Here is a 16,855-nt window from a genome sequence, read left to right as displayed (position 1 = left end):
GCCGTCAGTGCCTGCGGCGCAGCGCGCGGCCCGCCACCACCGCCGAGGCCACGACGAGCGCCGCCACGGGGGCGGCCCAGCGCAACGTGTTCGCGGCGGAACCCGCGCCACCGACCGCTTCGGGCGCGTACCGGCCGCGGGGCGGAGCGTGGTCGACCTCCTCCGCGCTGCGGCCGATCATCGTCCGGCGGGCATGGGCGGCCTCGGCCGGTGGTTCCCCCTCCTCCGGGCCGAGCGGTCCCTCGTCGCGGCCCAGCGAGGACGGCGGGATCTCGGTGTCGAAGACGGAGGCGGGGGTGTCCGGCACGATGCCGAGGAGATCGTCCTCGCCGGGCTCGGGGGCGTCGCCGGGCTCGGGGGCGCCCTGGGGCTCGGGGGTGTCACTGGGCTCGGGGGTGTCCCCGGGCCCGGAAGCGTCTGTGGGCGCGGGGGTGTCCCCGGCGTCGTCGGCCTCGTCCTTCGCGGGGTGAGCGGCGTCGGCGTCGGCCTCGTCCCTCGCGACGTGAGCGGCGTCGGCGTCCCCTGCGGCGTCGGCCTCGTCCCTCGCGACGTGAGCGGCGTCGGCGTCCCCTGTGGCATCGGCGGGGTCCACCGGCTCGGCGGCATCCTTCGGCTCCGCGTTGCCCTTCGGCTCCGCGTTGCCCTTCGGCTCCGCGTTGTCCTTCGGCTCCGTGTCGTCCACGGCCTCCGCCGCCCCTGCGTTCTCCGCGTCCCCCGTCCCCTCGGTCCCGACCGCTTCCCCCGGGCCCTCCGGGCGCTTCGCCGCCGCCTCGCCCTCCGTCCCCTCTCCCTCCGGCTGTTCGCCCGCCCCGCTCGTCCTGTCCGTCCCGTCCGTCATCGCGTCCTCCCCGAACGCCGTACCCGAGTCTTCCTCCGTACCGGCTTCCCTACCCGCCTCCGCGCGCGCTTCCCCACCGGTCTCCGCACCGGTTTCCGCGGCGGCTCCCGTACCGGTCCCCGCCCCGGCCGCCTTCACACCCGGCTCCGCCACGCCGGGGCCCGTCGCGCCCGGCCCCCCGGCACCCGTCTCCCCGGCTTCCTCCCCCACCAGCGCATCGCCCGCGCGCCCCACGTTGGCGGCGAAGCGGTTGAGCAGGCGGTGCAGGGCGGATTCGGCGGCCTGCGGGCCGGCCTCGTCGAGCAGTCGGCCCGCGACCTCGCCGCTTCCGGCGAACCGCACCCGCGTGCCGCCCTCGGCCTCCGCGAGCGTCAGGCTCAGCCGTGCCCGTACCGAGCCCTCGCCGCGCGCCTCGGTCGCCGCGACGTGCAGCGCCCAGCTGTCGTCGGGGCGGGCGGTCAGACGCAGCCCGCCCCGGTACGTGATCGTGTGGCTTCCGGCGCGCAGCCGCAGGCGGCCGTGCACCGCGATGCCGTCACCGCCGGGTGCCGTGCGGGGCTCGGGTCCGGGCTCCGCGCGCAGCCCCGGCACGCAGTCCGGGACCCGGGTGGGGTCGCCGAGCGCGCGCCGCAGCGCGGTGGGGGGAACCGGGACGAAGACCTCATGCTCCATGGCGGGCGAGCCTACCCACGCCCGCCCCTTCCGTACCCTCCTCGTCCCGAACGCCTCGCCGGACCCACCCGCGGGCACCCCGTCACCGCGCACCCCGGACCCCTCACAGCCCGTACCGGGGCGACACGAGCGTCGACGGCTCCAGCCCCCGCACCCGCGTCCCCGCCACCCGCCGCGCACCGGCCAGCAACTCCCGCGCGCCGAACCCGCCCCCCGGCCGCGCGGGCACCGCGAGCGGTGGTCGCTCGCCGGAGGCCGCGAGCAGGAACCCCCACTCCGCGCGTCCCTTCTTCGCCGCGTACGGCGCCGTGCGCAGTCCGGCGGCGCGCAGGGTGCGCTCGGCGCGCCAGTAGTCGCGCGCGTCGCGTCCCGGCGAGCCGACGTGCACGACGGAGCGGGCACCGGGGGCGAGGGCCCGCTTCAGGAGCCCGTAGAACTCCTGCGAATAGAGCTTCGTGGCCGCCGTCTGGCGCGGGTCGGGCAGGTCGGCGACGACGGCGTCGAAGCGCCGCCGGTTGGCGCGCAGCCACGTGAAGGCGTCGTCGGAGACGGCGTGCACGCGCGGGTCGTCGAGCGCGTGCCGGTTGAGGCCGCCGAGGCGGGGGTCCCTGCGGGCGAGGCGCAGCAGCTCGCGGTCCACCTCCACGACGTCCACGACGCGCACCCCGGGAACGCGCAGCACCTCCCGCACCGCGAGCCCGTCGCCCCCGCCGAGGACGAGCACGCGCGCGTGCGGGCCGGCCAGGGCGGGGCGGACGAGCGCCTGGTGGTAGACGCCCTCGTCGGCCGAGCTGACGCGCGGTCCGTCACCGAGGTAGAGCGTCAGCGGCTCCCCGGACCGGCCCGCCAGGACGATGTCCTGCACATCGCTGTGGAACGCGACGCGTACGTCGTCGCCGAAGACGGCGCGGCGCGCGGCGCGTTCGAAGTCGCCGACGTGGGTCGCGGCCATCGCGAGGAGGCCGAGGACGAAGGCGTTGAGCACCAGGAGGGTCCAGCGGGCGCGGCGGCTCAGGTCGCGGTGGAAGAGGCCGAGGACGAGCGCCGCGCCCGCGCAGGCGTTGATCGCGCCGGTGAGCAGCGCGCCGGTGAGCTGGCCGAGGAAGGGAAGCAGGAGGAAGGGGAAGGCGAGCCCGCCGACGAGCGCCCCCACGTAGTCGGCGGCGAAGAGGTCGGCGACCGCGCCCCCCGCCTCCTGCCGCCTGATGCGCTGGATGAGCACCATGAGCAGCGGCACCTCACCGCCGATCAGCACCCCGATGGCGAAGGTGAAGCCGATGAGCAGCCCGCTCGAACCGCTCGCCCACGCGCCCGGGAAGCGCCCCGACCAGGCGAAGGCCCCGTAGAGCGCGAGGGCGCTGCACCCGCCGACGAGCGCGAGCCCCGCCTCGATCGCGCCGAAGGCCGCCGCGGCGCGTGTGCACAGCCGTTTCGCGAGGAGCGAGCCGATGCCCATCGCGAAGACCATGACGGAGAGGACGAGGGACGCCTGCGTGACCGAGTCGCCGAGCAGGTACGAGGCGAGGGCGACGAGTTCGAGTTCGTAGACGAGTCCGCAGGCCGCGCAGACGAAGACGGCGAGCAGCACGAGGAAGCGGCCGACGCCGGGCCGCACCGGCAGCGAGAGCGGGAGCAGTTCGGGCGCGGCGTCCTGCCCGGCCTCTTGCCCGGTGTCCCGCCCGGCAGCCTCTCCGCGGGGTCCGCGTTCGTCCACGAGCACGTCGCCCGAGCCCTCCGCCCCCGGCCGGGGCGGTGGCTGAGCGGGTGGGACGACGGAACGCGGCTCGGACACACCAGCCACGCTACGTGACAGATGGAGCACTCCTTGTCACCCACACGAGTGGTTTTCTCGCCGGGAACGGGGAAGCACTGGACAAGCCCCGCACCCCCCGCGACCGGCACCGCGCCCCGCTTCGCCCCGTCCCGCAGCCCGAACCCCGCCCGGCGCAAGCTCCTGGCTGGTTGAACATGTGAACTGACCGGCCCTCTGGGGGATGGAAACCACCCGGAGTTGGGCGAAAAGGCGGTCAGGGCACGAGAGTTCATGATTCCCTCTAAAACGTCGCCGCCCCTCCGCCGTCGTTCCCGTCCCACACAGCTCACGGGCACGGCCCCGGTGGGCACGAGCCGGCTACTCCCGCACCCCGGCCCGTACCACGGAACCCGGGTCCCGACCCGCCGGTCACCCCGCCGCCGTCCCGTGGGAGACAGCCCGCCCCTCCTCGTCCTTGCGCGCCTGTGGAGCCGAACCATGCTCACGACCCTGAAGACCACCTACACCGACACCCGCGCGAGCGATCTCGCGTGGGCGCTCGGCCGCGAACCCCTCCCCTGTCTCTCGGCTCTCGATCTGAGGCTGGAGGAGGCGACGGTGCAGTTGCGGCTGCTCGGTGCCTCCCACCAGGTCCTCCTGGAGGACGAGCACGGAGAGTGCTCGGAGACCGTCGCCTGCCTGCCGGGCGGCGGCGCGCCGCTCCCGGTGGGAGTCGTCGAGGAGTTCGACGGCTTCGACTACCACTTCGCCGCGCGCGTCGAGGAGCTGCCGCCCGGCGCGTTCGCGGGGCGCGCGCAGGAACTCCTCGCGCTCGTCGCCGAGCACCCGCACGGCCTCGCGGGCGTCTTCCCCGGCAGCCCCGACGCGTTCACCGCGATGCTCGTGCAGCGCCGCGACGGCGAGACGCAGTGGCGCACGTGGCACGCCTACCCCGAGGACGGCCAGCTCGTCGTCACCCGCACCCGCCTCGCCCCGCGCCCCGCCGCGCTCAGCGGCACGCGCCGGGGCCGCGCGCGGCGCGGGAAGCGCCTCGCGGGTGTGCCGCTCGCCCCGGGCACGACGGGCCTCGGCAGCCACGTCCCGGCCGGGGTCGGCGCGCCCGGCCGCCCCGACAAGACGCGCGCGACGCGCGGACGCGGTCTCTCGGTGGTGCCGAAGGGCATCGTCGGCGGAACGGACCAGGTGGCCTCCTCCGCCTCCTGACCTCCGGCGGCCCGGTGGGCTTCCGAGGCCACGCCGGTACGGTCCGCCGCTCGGACCACGGCGGAACGGCCCCCCTCCCGGTGTACGGCGGCGGTGGGTCCGCCTCCCGGACCACGGCGGTACGGTCCGTCTCCCGCTGCACGGCGGCCGTACGGTCCGCACCCCCGGTCTCCGGCAGTGCGGTCCGCCCGCGGGACCACGGGCGGTACGGTCCGGAGCCACGCCCACCGCGTCCCCACCCCGTCCCCCGCTGGGTCCGGACCGCGCCCCTGCGTGGCTGGCTCCCCCGGCGGACCCCCGTCCCTCCCGCGTGGCTCCCCCCACCGACCCCCATCCCTCCCGCGTCGTACGCCCCGTGAGGGAGCGCCCAGCCGCGACGCGCACAAGCCCGCGCGCACAACGCGCGCACAAGCCCGGGGCCCCACGAGTCTCCTCGTGGGGCCCCGGGCCGCGGGCGGATCAGACTGCCCCGTGTCAGTTGCCTCCGCCGCCCCCGCAGGAGGAGCCACCCCCGCAGGAAGAACCACCCCCGCCGCAGGAGGACGAGCTCCCGCCGCAGGACGAACCGCCGCCTCCGCACGAGGAATTGCCCCCACAGGAGGACGTGCTCCCTCCCGAGTCGTGGTGGCCGTGTCCTCCGTGGTGATGACCCGACCCACCCGAGGAGGAGCCGCCGTCGGCCCACCAGCTCTGGCCCGGGTCCTGCGCCAGCACGATGCCCGAGGCGGTGCCGTGGTCGTGGGACCCTCCCCCCGCACCACGCGGGCCCGCCGCACCCCGCTTCCTGACCGGCCCCCTGTGACGGGCCCTGCTGGCCGTGGCCACCAAGAGGAGCACCACCGCCACAACCGCCACCACGACGGCCACCCCCACGAACACCTTCATCCCGCATCCCCCTTCTCCGTCGTCTCCGCCGCCCCCGCGCGAGGCATGCCCCGCGGGACGACGTGTCCCCTGCCGAGCCGCGGCCGACCGTCCGGCCCCGTGCCCGCCCAGTCGTTCCTGTCCGCCCAGTCGCCCCCCGTCCGGTCAGTCGCCCCCGCCGCCTCCGCAGGAAGAGCCACCCCCGCAGGAGGACCCCCCGCCGCAGGAGTGTCCGCCGCAGGAGTGACCCCCGGAGTGGTGTCCCCCTCCCGAGTCGGACGAGCCGGAGTCCCCGCCCACCCACCAACTCCCCGAGTCGCCCCCGGAGGACGACCGCGAGCGGCGCGCGTACCCCCGGGAGGAGGACCGCGCCCGGCCCCCGGAGACCGTGCCCCGTACCGCCGTCACGATCCGCACGACGAGCGCCACCACCACGAGCCCGAAGATGCAGAGAACCGCGATCATCACCGCCATGTCCTGCCCCCCTTGTTGCCTCTTCCGCCGCCCCCCGGGCGGCCCCCGTTGCTTCGTTGCAGCGGGATTGCCCGGTGGGCTCGCCGCTCAAAGCACGCTTGAGCAAGACCAGAGCTTCGGCGCAGGATGACGCCATGACCCCCAAGCCCCCGCCCTCCGGCCGCCCCCTGCTCGCCCCGCGTCTCGCCGCCTTCGGCACGACGGTCTTCGCCGAGATGTCCGCCCTCGCCGCCCGCACGGGAGCGATCAACCTGGGCCAGGGCTTCCCCGACACGGACGGTCCCGAGGAGGTCCGCGAGGCGGCGGTCCGCGCGATCCGCGAAGGGCGCGGCAACCAGTACCCGCCGGGCCCCGGCATTCCCGAACTGCGTGAGGCGGTCGCCGCCCACCAGCACCGCTTCCACGGCATCACGCTGGACCCCGACACCGAGGTGCTCGTCACGGCGGGCGCGACCGAGGCGATCGCCGCGACGCTCCTCGCCCTCGTCGAGCCGGGCGACGAGGTCATCGCCTTCGAGCCGTACTACGACTCGTACGCGGCCGGGATCGCGCTCGCGGGCGGCCACCGTGTCCCCCTCACCCTGCGCGCCCCCGGCTTCCGCCCCGACCTCGATCGCCTCGCCGCCCTCATCACCCCCCGCACCCGTCTGCTCCTCCTCAACTCCCCGCACAACCCCACCGGCATGGTCCTCACCCGCGAGGAGGCCACCGAGATCGCCCGCCTCGCCGTCGCCCACGACCTCCTCGTCGTCACCGACGAGGTCTACGAACACCTCGTCTACGAGGGCGAACACCTCCCCCTCGCCACCTTCCCCGGCATGCGCGAGCGCACGGTCTCCATCTCGTCGAGCGGCAAGACCTTCTCCCTGACGGGCTGGAAGGTGGGCTGGGTGACCGGCTCCGCCGCGCTCGTCTCGGCCGTGCGCACCGTGAAGCAGTACCTGACCTTCGTCAGCGCGGGTCCCTTCCAGTACGCGGTCGCCGAGGCGCTGCGTCTTCCGGACGCGTACTTCGACGACTTCCGCGAGGACCTGCGCCGCAAGCGCGACCTGCTCTGCGACGGGCTCGCCGAGGCCGGGTTCGCGGTGCACCGCCCGCAGGGGACGTACTTCGTGACGACCGACATCACCCCGCTCGGGCTCGGCGACGACGGCACGAAGTTCTGCCTCGCGCTCCCCGAGCGCTGCGGTGTCGTCGCCGTACCCAACGCCGTCTTCTACGACGACCCGGACGCGGGCCGCCCCCTCGTCCGCTTCGCCTTCTGCAAGCGCGAGGACGTCCTCCGCGAGGCGGTGGACCGGCTCAAGCGACTCGCGCAGTGAACCGCACTGCGCCACCCGATCGGGCGGCGTGGGCGGTGAAAACGGCTTGTCAGGGCCGGTCGGTCGCCCGCCCCCTGCACAGTGCTCGATGTGAGCGAACTCCTGGAGCCCGGCGGCGGACGGACGGAACCGAAGGGCGGGGGCAGAGGCCCGGGTGACGGCGGGGACCCGACCGGGGGGCCGGGCCCGCGCCGGGGCCGGGGGGCGTCCGTCCGCCCGGCCCCGGCCCGACGGGGCGGCCCGGTCGTCCCGCCGCAGTCCGGCCGCTCCCCGCTCCTCGCGGCCGGCCCCGCGCTGCCCCCCTCGCTGCGCCGTGCCGCGCCCGCGCTCGTCGGGTTCCTCGCGATCCGGCTCGCGGGGACGCTTCTCGTCGTGCTCGGCTGCCTGCTGTTCGGCGACTCCCCGTACGAGCGGCTGCTGCGGCCCTGGGACGCGCAGTGGTACGAGCACATCGCCACCTACGGCTACGGCTTCGCCCGGCACGGCAGACAGCCGGGCCTGCACTACCGCGACATCGCCTTCTTCCCGCTCTACCCGGGACTCGTCCGCACGCTGCGCCTCGTCGTCCCCTTCTCCGTGCCCGTCCTCGCGCTCGTCGTCTCCTGGGGCTCCGCGCTGCTCGCCGCCTGGGGCATCCACGCGGTCGTCGAGCGGCTGCGCGACCACCGGACCGCGACACTGCTCGTGCTGCTCTGGGCGCTGCTGCCGCACGCGGTCGTGCTCTCCGTGCCGTACAGCGAGTCGCTGCTCGTCGCCTGCGCGGCCTGGGGGCTGTGGGCGCTGCTCGACGGGCGGTGGGTGTGGGCGGGCACGTGCGCCGCGCTGGCCGGGCTCGCGCGCCCGAACGGCGCCGCCCTCGCCGCCGCCGTCATCCTCGCCGGGCTGTGGCTCGCCTGGACGACCCGCGCCGTCCCCGCGCCCCGCGTCCTCGCGGGCATGGCGCTCTCACCGCTCGGCTGGTTCGGCTACGTGCTGTACGTGGGGTGGGAGCGGGGCGACGTGTTCGGCGGGTACTTCGCCGTACAGCGCGACTGGGGCTCCACCTTCGACTTCGGGCTCGCGATGCTGCGCTACACCGACCACATCGAGATCGGCGTGAACCGTCCCGAGCGAATCGTCGCCGTCCTGCTCGTCTCGGGGGCGCTGCTGCTCTACGCCGCGCTGCTCACCGAGGAGCGGCGCCCGCTGCCCGGGGCGCTGCTCGTGTACACGGGGGTGCTGGTCCTCATCGCGGTCGGCGGGTCCGCCTATCTGACCTGCAAGCCGCGCTTCCTGCTGCCGGCCTTCCCGCTGCTCATCCCGCTCGCGGACCGCCTCGCGGCGGCGCTGACGGCCCGGCCGGGGCGCGCGCTAATCCTCCTCGCCTCCCTGGCCGGGCCTGCCCTGCTGTACGGGGCCTATCTCGTCTCGGCGGCGCCGACGGCGCTGTGACGGCAGGCCCCTCGGGGGCTCGCGGCCCCGGGACCGCTCAGCTCTCGTCGTCGCCCGGCTTCTCCTCGCCGCCCTCGGCGATGTCCTGCTCCAGGCCGAGCTGTTCGACGAGCCAGCGGTCGAACTCGATCGCGGCGCGCACCCAGCTGACGGTCGAGGAGACGAAGTGCTCCAGGCTCACGCCCGTACCGATGAGCATCTGCGCCTCGCCGATGAGGCGGACCGAGCCGTCGTCGTGGGTGTGCGTGTAGACCTTCGGCCACAGGGTGCGGCGGTTCCAGTCGTCGATGGCTTCGAGGAGCTGGGGCTTGTCCTCGATGCGGTGCTCGCGGTCGTAGAACGTCCGCACCGAGAAGACCTGCTGCTCGTTCTCGCCGCGGAACATGAAGTACGTGCGGAATTCCTCCCACGGGGCGGCGAGGTCGCCCTCGTCGTCCACGACGTACTTCAGCTCCATCTGTTCGAGGAGCTGCTTCACCAAATCCTGGTCGGGGACGACGGGGCCCGCCGGTCCTTGGGGCTCTGGCTGGTTGCCCCCGAAGTTCGGAATGGAGGACGGGTCGATGCTCACCGTGTATTTCCCTTCGTACGGATGGGGGCCATCCTCCCCCATGTGCGGTGGGGGCTGGCAAGCCCTTGCCCCCCGGGCGGGGCGGGGCAGGGGCGGGGTGGCGGGTTCCTGACGGTCGGGGCGGGGGCCGTGGACGGGCGCGGCGCCGGTACGGGACCGGGCCGCCCGGCCGGGAAGGCGGCCCCCGCCCGGGTGCCCGCCCGGCCCCCGGCTAACCACCGGGGACCACGGCTGCGCTTTCCCGCGCAGGTCAGAGCGTTTTCGCCGGACCCTCCTGCTCCCGTGTCGCCACCTCGGCCACCGGCCCGACGAGGAGTTCGTCGCCGAAGCGCTCGACGCGGACCGTGTCGCCGTCCTCGATCTCGCCCGCGAGGATCGCACGGGCGAGCCGGTCGCCGATCGCGGTCTGGATGAGGCGCCGCAACGGGCGCGCCCCGTACGCCGGGTCGTTGCCCTCGGAGGCGAGCCAGGCGAGCGCGTCGGGGGTGACGTCGAGGCTGAGCCGGCGCTCGGCGAGCCGCTTCGCGAGCCGGTCCACCTGGAGCCGCGCGATGTGCGCCAGCTCGTCGGCGTCGAGCGCGGAGAAGACGACGACGTCGTCGAGCCGGTTGAGGAACTCCGGCTTGAAGGAGGCCCGGACGACTTCGAGCACCTGCTCCCGCTTCTGCTCCTCGGGGGTCAGCGGGTCCACGAGGAACTGGCTGCCGAGGTTCGAGGTGAGCACGAGGATCGTGTTGCGGAAGTCGACGGTGCGGCCCTGGCCGTCGGTGAGGCGGCCGTCGTCGAGCACCTGGAGGAGGACGTCGAAGACCTCCGGGTGCGCCTTCTCGACCTCGTCGAGCAGGACGACGCTGTACGGGCGGCGGCGCACCGCCTCGGTGAGCTGGCCGCCCTCCTCGTAGCCGACGTATCCGGGCGGGGCGCCGACGAGCCGCGCGACGGAGTGCTTCTCGCCGTACTCGCTCATGTCGATGCGGACCATGGCCCGCTCGTCGTCGAAGAGGAAGTCGGCGAGCGCCTTGGCCAGCTCCGTCTTGCCGACCCCGGTGGGGCCGAGGAAGAGGAACGAGCCCGTGGGCCGGTCGGGGTCGGCGATCCCGGCGCGCGTCCTGCGCACCGCGTCCGAGACGGCGGCGACGGCCTGCTTCTGCCCGATGAGCCGTCGTCCCAGCTCGTCCTCCATGCGCAGCAGCTTGCGCGTCTCGCCCTCCAGGAGTCTGCCCGCCGGGATGCCCGTCCAGGAGCCGACGACGTCCGCGATGTCGTCGGGGCCGACCTCCTCCTTGACCATCGTGTCCCTGGCGGCCTCCTCCTCGGCGCGGCTCGCCTCCTCCAGATCCCGCTCCAGGGCGGGGATCTCGCCGTAGAGCAGCTGCGAGGCGGTGTCGAAGTCGCCGTCGCGCTGGGCGCGCTCGGCCTGCCCGCGCAGTTCGTCGAGCTTCTCCTTCAGCTCGCCGACCCGGTTGAGGGAGCGCTTCTCCTTCTCCCAGCGCGCCGTGAGCCCGCGCAGCTCCTCCTCGCGGTCGGCGAGGTCCTTGTGGAGCTTCTCCAGGCGCTGCACGGAGGCGGGGTCGGTCTCGTTGCGCAGCGCCAGCTCCTCCATGCGGAGCCGGTCCACGGCGCGCTGCAGCTCGTCGATCTCGACGGGCGAGGAGTCGATCTCCATGCGGAGCCGGGACGCGGCCTCGTCGACGAGGTCGATCGCCTTGTCCGGCAGGAAGCGCGAGGTGATGTACCGGTCCGAGAGGGTCGCGGCGGCGACGAGGGCGCTGTCGTTGATCTGGACCTTGTGGTGGGCCTCGTACCGGCCCTTGAGGCCGCGCAGGATCGCCACCGTGTCCTCGACGGTGGGCTCGGCGACCAGGACCTGCTGGAAGCGGCGCTCCAGGGCCGGGTCCTTCTCGATCCGCTCGCGGTACTCGTCGAGCGTCGTCGCGCCGACCATGCGCAGCTCGCCGCGCGCGAGCATCGGCTTGAGCATGTTCCCCGCGTCCATCGCGGAGTCGCCGCCCGCGCCCGCCCCGACGACGGTGTGCAGCTCGTCGATGAAGGTGATGACCTGCCCGTCACTCTCCTTGATCTCGTTGAGCACCGTCTTGAGGCGCTCCTCGAACTCGCCCCGGTACTTGGCGCCCGCGAGCATCGCGCCGAGGTCGAGCGAGACGAGGCGCTTGTCCTTGAGGGACTCGGGCACGTCGCCCTTGACGATGCGCTGGGCGAGGCCCTCGACGACGGCGGTCTTGCCGACGCCGGGCTCGCCGATGAGCACCGGGTTGTTCTTCGTGCGGCGCGAGAGGACCTGGACGACCCGGCGGATCTCCTGGTCCCTGCCGATCACGGGGTCGAGCCGGCCCTCGCGGGCCGCCTCGGTGAAATCGGTGCCGAACTTCTCCAGGGCCTTGTACTGCCCCTCGGGATCGGGAGTGGTCACCCGGCGTCCTCCCCTGGACTTCTGAAACGCTTCCTGAAGCTTCCGCGCACTGGCGCCCTGCCCCGCCAGCACCTCGCCCGCCTGTCCGCCCCTGGCGGCGATGCCGAGGAGCAGGTGCTCCGTCGACAGGTACTCGTCACCGAGTTCCCTCGCGCGACTCCCCGCGTCCTGCACCACGGCGAGCGTCTCACGGTCGGGCTGCGGCGGCGCGACCGTGGAGCCCGAGACGCTGGGCAGCGCGCCGAGCAGGCGCTCCGCCCCGGCCCGTACCGCCGACTGGTCCGCGCCGACGGCGGCCAGCAGGTCCGTCACGTTCTCGTTGTCCTGGCCCGCGAGGAGGGCGAGCAGCAGGTGGGCGGGCGTCAGATCAGGGTGCCCCCCGGCCACGGCCCGCTCCCCGGCCGCCTGGATCGCCTCCCGGCTCCTGTTCGTCAGTTCCACGTCCACTGCGCATGTCCTCCTTGCCACGACGACCGATCCGGCCGCTCCCCGCGACCGCGACGACTTCTCGATGACTCCTACAGCCTCGATGAAGTTGAGTCTATTCCACTCAAGGAAGTGGAGCGAGCAATCTTCGAGCACTCTTTCGAGGGAATCCCCAGGATCTCGCGCTGACGTTCGACCGGCGTGCGGGGTGGAGGAGGTGCCGGGCGGTACGTGCACGGATCGCGGGGACGCGGGGCGGCGGAGGAGCGGGGACGCGTGACGCGGGGACACCGCCCGGCCCGCGTACGGCGCGTACAGGACCGCACCGGCACCAGCCCGCCCCGCGGCTCCCCCCTCCCGGCGCCCCGCGCCCCCACGCCGCTACTCTCCCCCCATGCCCGTCCCGCTCACCGCTCCGCCCGCCTCCTACCTGGACTTCTGGCGCGAGCGCCACGTCTGCACGCTCACCACGCTCCGCCCCGACGACACCCCGCACGTCGCCCCGGTCGGCGTCACGCTCGACCACCCCGCGGGGCTCGCCCGCGTCATCACCAGCCGCACGAGCCGCAAGGCGCGCAACGTCCTCGCCGCCGGGCCCGCGGGCACGCCCGTCGCCGTCTGCCAGTTCGAGGGCCGCCGCTGGGCCACGCTGGAGGGCCGCGCACGGCTGCTCACCGGCGAGGAGGAGATCGAGGAGGCGGTACGGCGCTACACCGAGCGCTACGGACGCGTCCCGAGGCCCAACCCCGCGCGGTCCGTCATCGAGATCACCCTCACGCGCCTGCTGGGCAACGCCTGAGCACCTCTCACCCGACCCGGCGCTCCGAGGGGGACCGGGTGCCCGTACGCACACATGGCAGCGGCGCCGCCGGGGTTTCAGGACCTCGGCGGCGCCGCTGCTGGGGGAAGCGCCTGGCGATCTGTTTCAACGGGGGAATCGCTCAGGCACTGCGGGGGGTGACGTAGGAGTCCGACCAGTCGGCGACCTGCTGGTGGTCGCGCTGGTCGAGGTTGACGAAAAGCATTCCGTAACGCACGGCGCACCGTACGGGCTGCGGGGCACCACGGGGCCGGCGGAGACAGCGGTACGCCCGTACGTCCTCGGCCCCGTCCCGCACGACGACGATGGGTTCGCCGAAGAGCGTGACCATCAGCGAGTCGCCGTCGTGGGGGATCGCCGTGACGAGATCGATGAAATGCCAGCCGGAGCGATAGGCGGTGGCCATCTCACGCCGGAAGGTGTGGTCGTCGGGCGGGGTCGTCATGCCTGGACCGTGCCCCAGGAGGGCTCGCCCTCGGCGGCATCCGACTGGTTCGGCTCATTGGCGGGAGCGACGCCCCAGGACGGCTCACCCACCGGGACGACACCCCAGGAGGGCTCACCCTTCGTGGCGGTCGCGGGAACCACACCCCAGGAAGGCTCACCGGCGGGGGCGACCCCCCACGACGGCTCACCGACCGGGACAACACCCCAAGAAGGCTCACCAGCGGGAGCGACACCCCAGGAGGGCTCACCCTGCACAGAGGCCGGGACCACGCCCCAAGAGGGCTCCCCCGGGTGGGCGGAGGCACTCACGGACCCCGACGGCTGGCTTCCCCACGACGGCTCACCGAGAGCCACCGCGCCAATGGCGAGAGCCGCCATCGCGGAAACGCAGAGCGTACGAAGCTTCATGGACATGCTGGGCTCCCACCTCTGTGATTGGTATGTGAACGACCCCCGCCCTGCAACGATGGCCCAGGCAGGGCGCTTTCACTAGGAAACCCATGCATCATGTTCCTGTATTACATGAGCCTGAGGGGGGGACATATGCGGAGGAGGCCCCTCGAAAAGTCTCATTCCCATCCCCAGGAGCCGCTCTGCGTCACCGGTCGTGAGCTGTACGCCGCCGCGCTGCGCTCCGGACGCCTGAAACGCGAGGAACTCGCCGACGCCCCTTGCGTTCTCGACCTGGGACTGCTGGCCCCCGACCCGGCGGAGCCCGCGACCCTGCTCCCCGTCCAGCCGTCGACGGCCCTCGGCAGGCTGCTCCAGCCGCTGGAGAACCGCATCCTGCACAACCGCAAGGCGGCCGTCGCGCTCACCGAGACCCTGGAGCCCTTCATGGCTCTGAGCGGGCACGATCCGGCCAGTCAGGCCGTCACCGTGCTCGACGGGCTCGACCGCATCAACTCCACGCTCGACCAGACCGTCATGGAGTGCCAGGAGGAGCTGCTCACGCTCCAGCCGGGCAGCGGACGCGCCCCCTACCTCCTGGAGGACGCGCTGCGGCGCGTGGAACCGTTCTTCGGCACCAGCGTCCGGATGCGGACCCTGTACCACCACACGGCTCGTCACCATCCCTCCACACTTGCCTACGTGGAGAGGACGATGCCGGAGGGCATCGAGTTCCGCACGATGGAGCAGCTCCCCGAGCGGCTCATCATCGTGGACCGGCGCGCGGCGTTCATCCCCATCAGCGACGACCGCAAGATCGCCCTCAAGATCGAGCACCCGGGCCTCGTCGGCTACCTCGCGGGCGTCTTCGACCAGTTCTGGAGCCTCGCGCGCCCCTGGTCCGAGGCGACCCCGGCACCCGTGCCGAGCGGCATCACGAGCACCCAGCTCTCCATCGCCCGCCTGCTCGTCGAGGGCCACGTCGACGAGGCCATAGCGCGCCGCCTCGGCATGAACGTCCGCACCTGCCGCGCCCACATCGCCAAACTCGCCACCACCCTGGGCAGCGGCAGCCGCGCCCAACTCGGCTACCTGATCGCCCAGTCCGGCCTGCTGGACACACCGGGGAGCTGAGGGCGGGGGGCGAGGAAGCGGTACGGGCCGCGCCCGGATCATGCGGGGCGCACGGCGGTACGGGCCGAGCCGGCCCACGCGGGGCGCTCAGCGGTATGGGCCAAGCCCGGCCCACGCGAGGCGCCACAGCGGTACGGGCCGTGCCCGGCGCACGCGACGCGCACAGCGGTACGGGCCAGCACCACGCCCCGCCGCTCACGCGGCACCCGCGACGGTACGGGCCAGGGGCGCGCCACACTCCCGGGAGCCCACGCACACAAGGCGGCACCCCCGCGCGCGGATCACCCCGCCCGTACGGCACCGCCCCGGCCCGGCCCCGCGGGGCCGCCCGTCACTCCCCCGCGCCCTGCCCGCGCTTGTTCTTCGGGCGCCACACCACGAGCGCGCTCGCCTGCTGCACCTCCTGGTACGGGACCAGGTCGCGCCGGTACGAGGCGTGCACCTGCGCCTCGCGCTGCCGCATCGTCGCCGCGGCCCCGTCGAGCGCGGCGCTCAGTTCGGCGATGCGCTGCTCCATCGCGCTGACCTGCGACTGGAGCTCAATGATCCGCTTGATACCGGCCAGGTTCACCCCCTCGTCCTGCGACAACTGCTGCACCTGGCGCAGGAGCTGGATGTCGCGGGCCGAGTAACGGCGGCCCCGGCCCGCCGCGCGGTCCGGGGAGACCAGGCCGAGCCGGTCGTACTGACGCAGTGTCTGGGGGTGGAGCCCGGAGAGCTGAGCGGCGACCGAGATGACGTACACGGGTGTCTCGTCGGTCAGCTCGTACGGGTTCCTGCCTCGCCCTTCCATGGTCATGCTCCCTTCGCCGCCTCGAACAACGCCGCCCGCGGGTCCTCCCCGGCACTCGCGTCGCGGTAGGACTCCAGGGCCTCCCTGGCCCGGTCGTCGAGGTGCGCGGGCACCGCGACCTCCACGGTCACCAGGAGGTCCCCGCGCGTACCGTCCTTGCGGACCGCGCCCTTGCCGCGGGCGCGCATCGTCCGGCCGTTGGGGGTACCCGCCGGGAGTTTGAGGGTGACGGGCGGGCCGCCGAGCGTCGGCACCCGCACCGTGCCGCCGAGCGCCGCCTCGCTGAAGGTCACGGGGACGGTGACCGTGAGGTTGTCGCCCTTGCGGGCGAAGACCGGGTGCTCCTTGACGTGCACCGCCACGTAGAGGTCGCCGGCCGGGCCGCCCCGCTCGCCCGGGGCGCCCTTGCCGCGCAGCCGGATGCGCTGCCCGTCCTGGACGCCCGCCGGGATGCGCACCTGGATCGAGCGGGCCGACTTCGCGCGCCCGCTGCCCTTGCACACCTCGCAGGGGTCCTGCGCGATGAGCCCGCGCCCCTTGCAGTCCACGCACGGGTCGGTGAGCGAGAAACCGCCGCTGCCGCCGCGCGAGACCTGGCCCGTGCCCACGCAGGTCGGGCAGACGCGCGGGGTGCCGTTCTTGTCGCCCGTGCCCGAGCACGCCTTGCACGGCTCCTGGCTGGACATCCGCAGCGGGACCGTCGCCCCGTCCACCGCCTCGGTGAAGGTGAGCGTCACCTCGGACTCGATGTCCTGGCCGCGCCGGGCGCGGTTGCGCGTCGCGCCGCCCTGCGTGCCCGCGCCCGGCGCACCGCCGCCGCGGTTGAAGAGCCCGCCGAAGACGTCGCCGAGGCCGCCGCCGAAACCGCCGCCCCCGCTGCCGCCCGGACCGCCCCCGAAGAGATCGCCCAGGTCGAAGTTGAAATTGCCGCCCGCACCACCGGCGCCCGCACCGCCTGGGCGGAAGCCGCCGCCCGCGAAGAGGGCGCGCGCCTCGTCGTACTCCTTGCGCTTCTTCGGGTCGCCGAGGACGTCGTGCGCCTCGGAGATCTCCTTGAAGCGGTCCTCCGCGCGGGTGTTGCCCTTGTTGGCGTCCGGGTGGTTCTCGCGGGCGAGCTTGCGGTACGCCTTCTTGATCTCCGCCTCGGTGGCGTCCTTCGGCACGCCGAGGACCTTGTAGTAGTCCTTCTCGATGAAGTCCTTCGTGCTCATCCCCGACGTCCCTCCTTCCGTGGCGGCGCGGCCCCGGGCCACGGCCCCGCACGG

The 16,855-nt window shown here is 74.0% G+C and carries 11 protein-coding genes and 1 pseudogene; 5 read left to right on the top strand and 7 right to left on the bottom strand.

Annotated elements, in window-relative coordinates; translation table 11 throughout:
- Positions 1 to 4 precede the first annotated feature (4 nt).
- Both STTU_RS17115 and STTU_RS17110 read right to left on the bottom strand, forming a co-directional pair.
- Positions 5 to 1,510, bottom strand: a complete 1,506-nt coding sequence (locus STTU_RS17115; protein WP_007825098.1) for a hypothetical protein — start codon at positions 1,508 to 1,510, stop codon at positions 5 to 7.
- A gap of 103 nt (positions 1,511 to 1,613) precedes the next feature.
- A complete protein-coding gene (locus STTU_RS17110) occupies positions 1,614 to 3,302 on the bottom strand; it encodes a polyamine aminopropyltransferase (protein WP_007825097.1) in 1,689 nt (562 codons plus the stop codon).
- Positions 3,303 to 3,761: 459 nt separating this feature from the next.
- Here STTU_RS17110 and STTU_RS17105 point away from each other — a divergent pair.
- From STTU_RS17105 to STTU_RS17090, 3 genes and pseudogenes are all read left to right on the top strand, one after another.
- A pseudogene (locus tag STTU_RS17105) lies at positions 3,762 to 4,268 on the top strand (DUF2617 family protein); the annotation flags it as partial.
- Positions 4,269 to 5,959: 1,691 nt separating this feature from the next.
- Positions 5,960 to 7,147, top strand: coding sequence for a pyridoxal phosphate-dependent aminotransferase (locus STTU_RS17095; RefSeq protein WP_007825090.1), 1,188 nt, complete (start codon positions 5,960 to 5,962; stop codon positions 7,145 to 7,147).
- Positions 7,148 to 7,237: 90 nt separating this feature from the next.
- A complete protein-coding gene (locus STTU_RS17090) occupies positions 7,238 to 8,578 on the top strand; it encodes a hypothetical protein (protein WP_234019252.1) in 1,341 nt (446 codons plus the stop codon).
- A gap of 37 nt (positions 8,579 to 8,615) precedes the next feature.
- On the opposite strand, the gene STTU_RS17085 is transcribed toward STTU_RS17090, so the two are convergent.
- Positions 8,616 to 9,149: a YbjN domain-containing protein gene (locus STTU_RS17085; RefSeq protein ID WP_043255487.1), complete on the bottom strand. Its 534-nt coding sequence runs from the start codon at positions 9,147 to 9,149 to the stop codon at positions 8,616 to 8,618.
- A gap of 250 nt (positions 9,150 to 9,399) precedes the next feature.
- On the bottom strand, positions 9,400 to 12,027 hold the full coding sequence (clpB, locus tag STTU_RS17080) for an ATP-dependent chaperone ClpB (RefSeq protein WP_043255485.1): 2,628 nt from the start codon (positions 12,025 to 12,027) through the stop codon (positions 9,400 to 9,402).
- A 373-nt stretch (positions 12,028 to 12,400) separates the two neighbouring features.
- Between clpB and STTU_RS17075 the strand changes: the two genes are divergently transcribed.
- The gene (locus tag STTU_RS17075; RefSeq protein WP_007825082.1) at positions 12,401 to 12,805 is read left to right on the top strand and encodes a pyridoxamine 5'-phosphate oxidase family protein; all 405 of its coding nucleotides are present in this window, start codon (positions 12,401 to 12,403) and stop codon (positions 12,803 to 12,805) included.
- 142 nt (positions 12,806 to 12,947) lie between these two features.
- Here STTU_RS17075 and STTU_RS17070 read toward each other — a convergent pair whose 3' ends face one another.
- Positions 12,948 to 13,271 (bottom strand): (2Fe-2S)-binding protein, encoded by a 324-nt coding sequence (locus tag STTU_RS17070; protein ID WP_009067095.1) that lies wholly within the window; start codon positions 13,269 to 13,271, stop codon positions 12,948 to 12,950.
- A 545-nt stretch (positions 13,272 to 13,816) separates the two neighbouring features.
- On the opposite strand from STTU_RS17070, the gene STTU_RS17065 reads away from it, so the two are divergent.
- A complete protein-coding gene (locus STTU_RS17065) occupies positions 13,817 to 14,797 on the top strand; it encodes a helix-turn-helix domain-containing protein (protein WP_007825081.1) in 981 nt (326 codons plus the stop codon).
- Between the two features lie 331 nt (positions 14,798 to 15,128).
- Here the strand turns inward: STTU_RS17065 and STTU_RS17060 are convergent, their stop codons facing one another.
- A complete protein-coding gene (locus STTU_RS17060; RefSeq protein ID WP_007825079.1) occupies positions 15,129 to 15,590 on the bottom strand; it encodes a heat shock protein transcriptional repressor HspR in 462 nt (153 codons plus the stop codon).
- Between the two features lie 2 nt (positions 15,591 to 15,592).
- The gene (dnaJ, locus tag STTU_RS17055; RefSeq protein WP_007825076.1) at positions 15,593 to 16,801 is read right to left on the bottom strand and encodes a molecular chaperone DnaJ; all 1,209 of its coding nucleotides are present in this window, start codon (positions 16,799 to 16,801) and stop codon (positions 15,593 to 15,595) included.
- Positions 16,802 to 16,855: the final 54 nt, after the last annotated feature.

It is taken from the genome of Streptomyces sp. Tu6071 (assembly GCF_000213055.1).
Taxonomy (GTDB): domain Bacteria; phylum Actinomycetota; class Actinomycetes; order Streptomycetales; family Streptomycetaceae; genus Streptomyces; species Streptomyces evansiae.
Note: the sequence above shows the minus strand (reverse complement) of the source record. Positions and strands in the feature narration are given on the sequence as shown.

Coding starts and splice junctions, on each gene's coding strand:
- STTU_RS17115 (WP_007825098.1), bottom strand. CDS start 1,510: ATGGAGCATGAGGTCTTCGTCCCGGTTCCCCCCACCGCGCTGCGGCGC.
- STTU_RS17095 (WP_007825090.1), top strand. CDS start 5,960: ATGACCCCCAAGCCCCCGCCCTCCGGCCGCCCCCTGCTCGCCCCGCGT.
- STTU_RS17075 (WP_007825082.1), top strand. CDS start 12,401: ATGCCCGTCCCGCTCACCGCTCCGCCCGCCTCCTACCTGGACTTCTGG.
- STTU_RS17070 (WP_009067095.1), bottom strand. CDS start 13,271: ATGACGACCCCGCCCGACGACCACACCTTCCGGCGTGAGATGGCCACC.
- STTU_RS17065 (WP_007825081.1), top strand. CDS start 13,817: ATGCGGAGGAGGCCCCTCGAAAAGTCTCATTCCCATCCCCAGGAGCCG.
- STTU_RS17060 (WP_007825079.1), bottom strand. CDS start 15,590: ATGGAAGGGCGAGGCAGGAACCCGTACGAGCTGACCGACGAGACACCC.
- dnaJ (WP_007825076.1), bottom strand. CDS start 16,801: ATGAGCACGAAGGACTTCATCGAGAAGGACTACTACAAGGTCCTCGGC.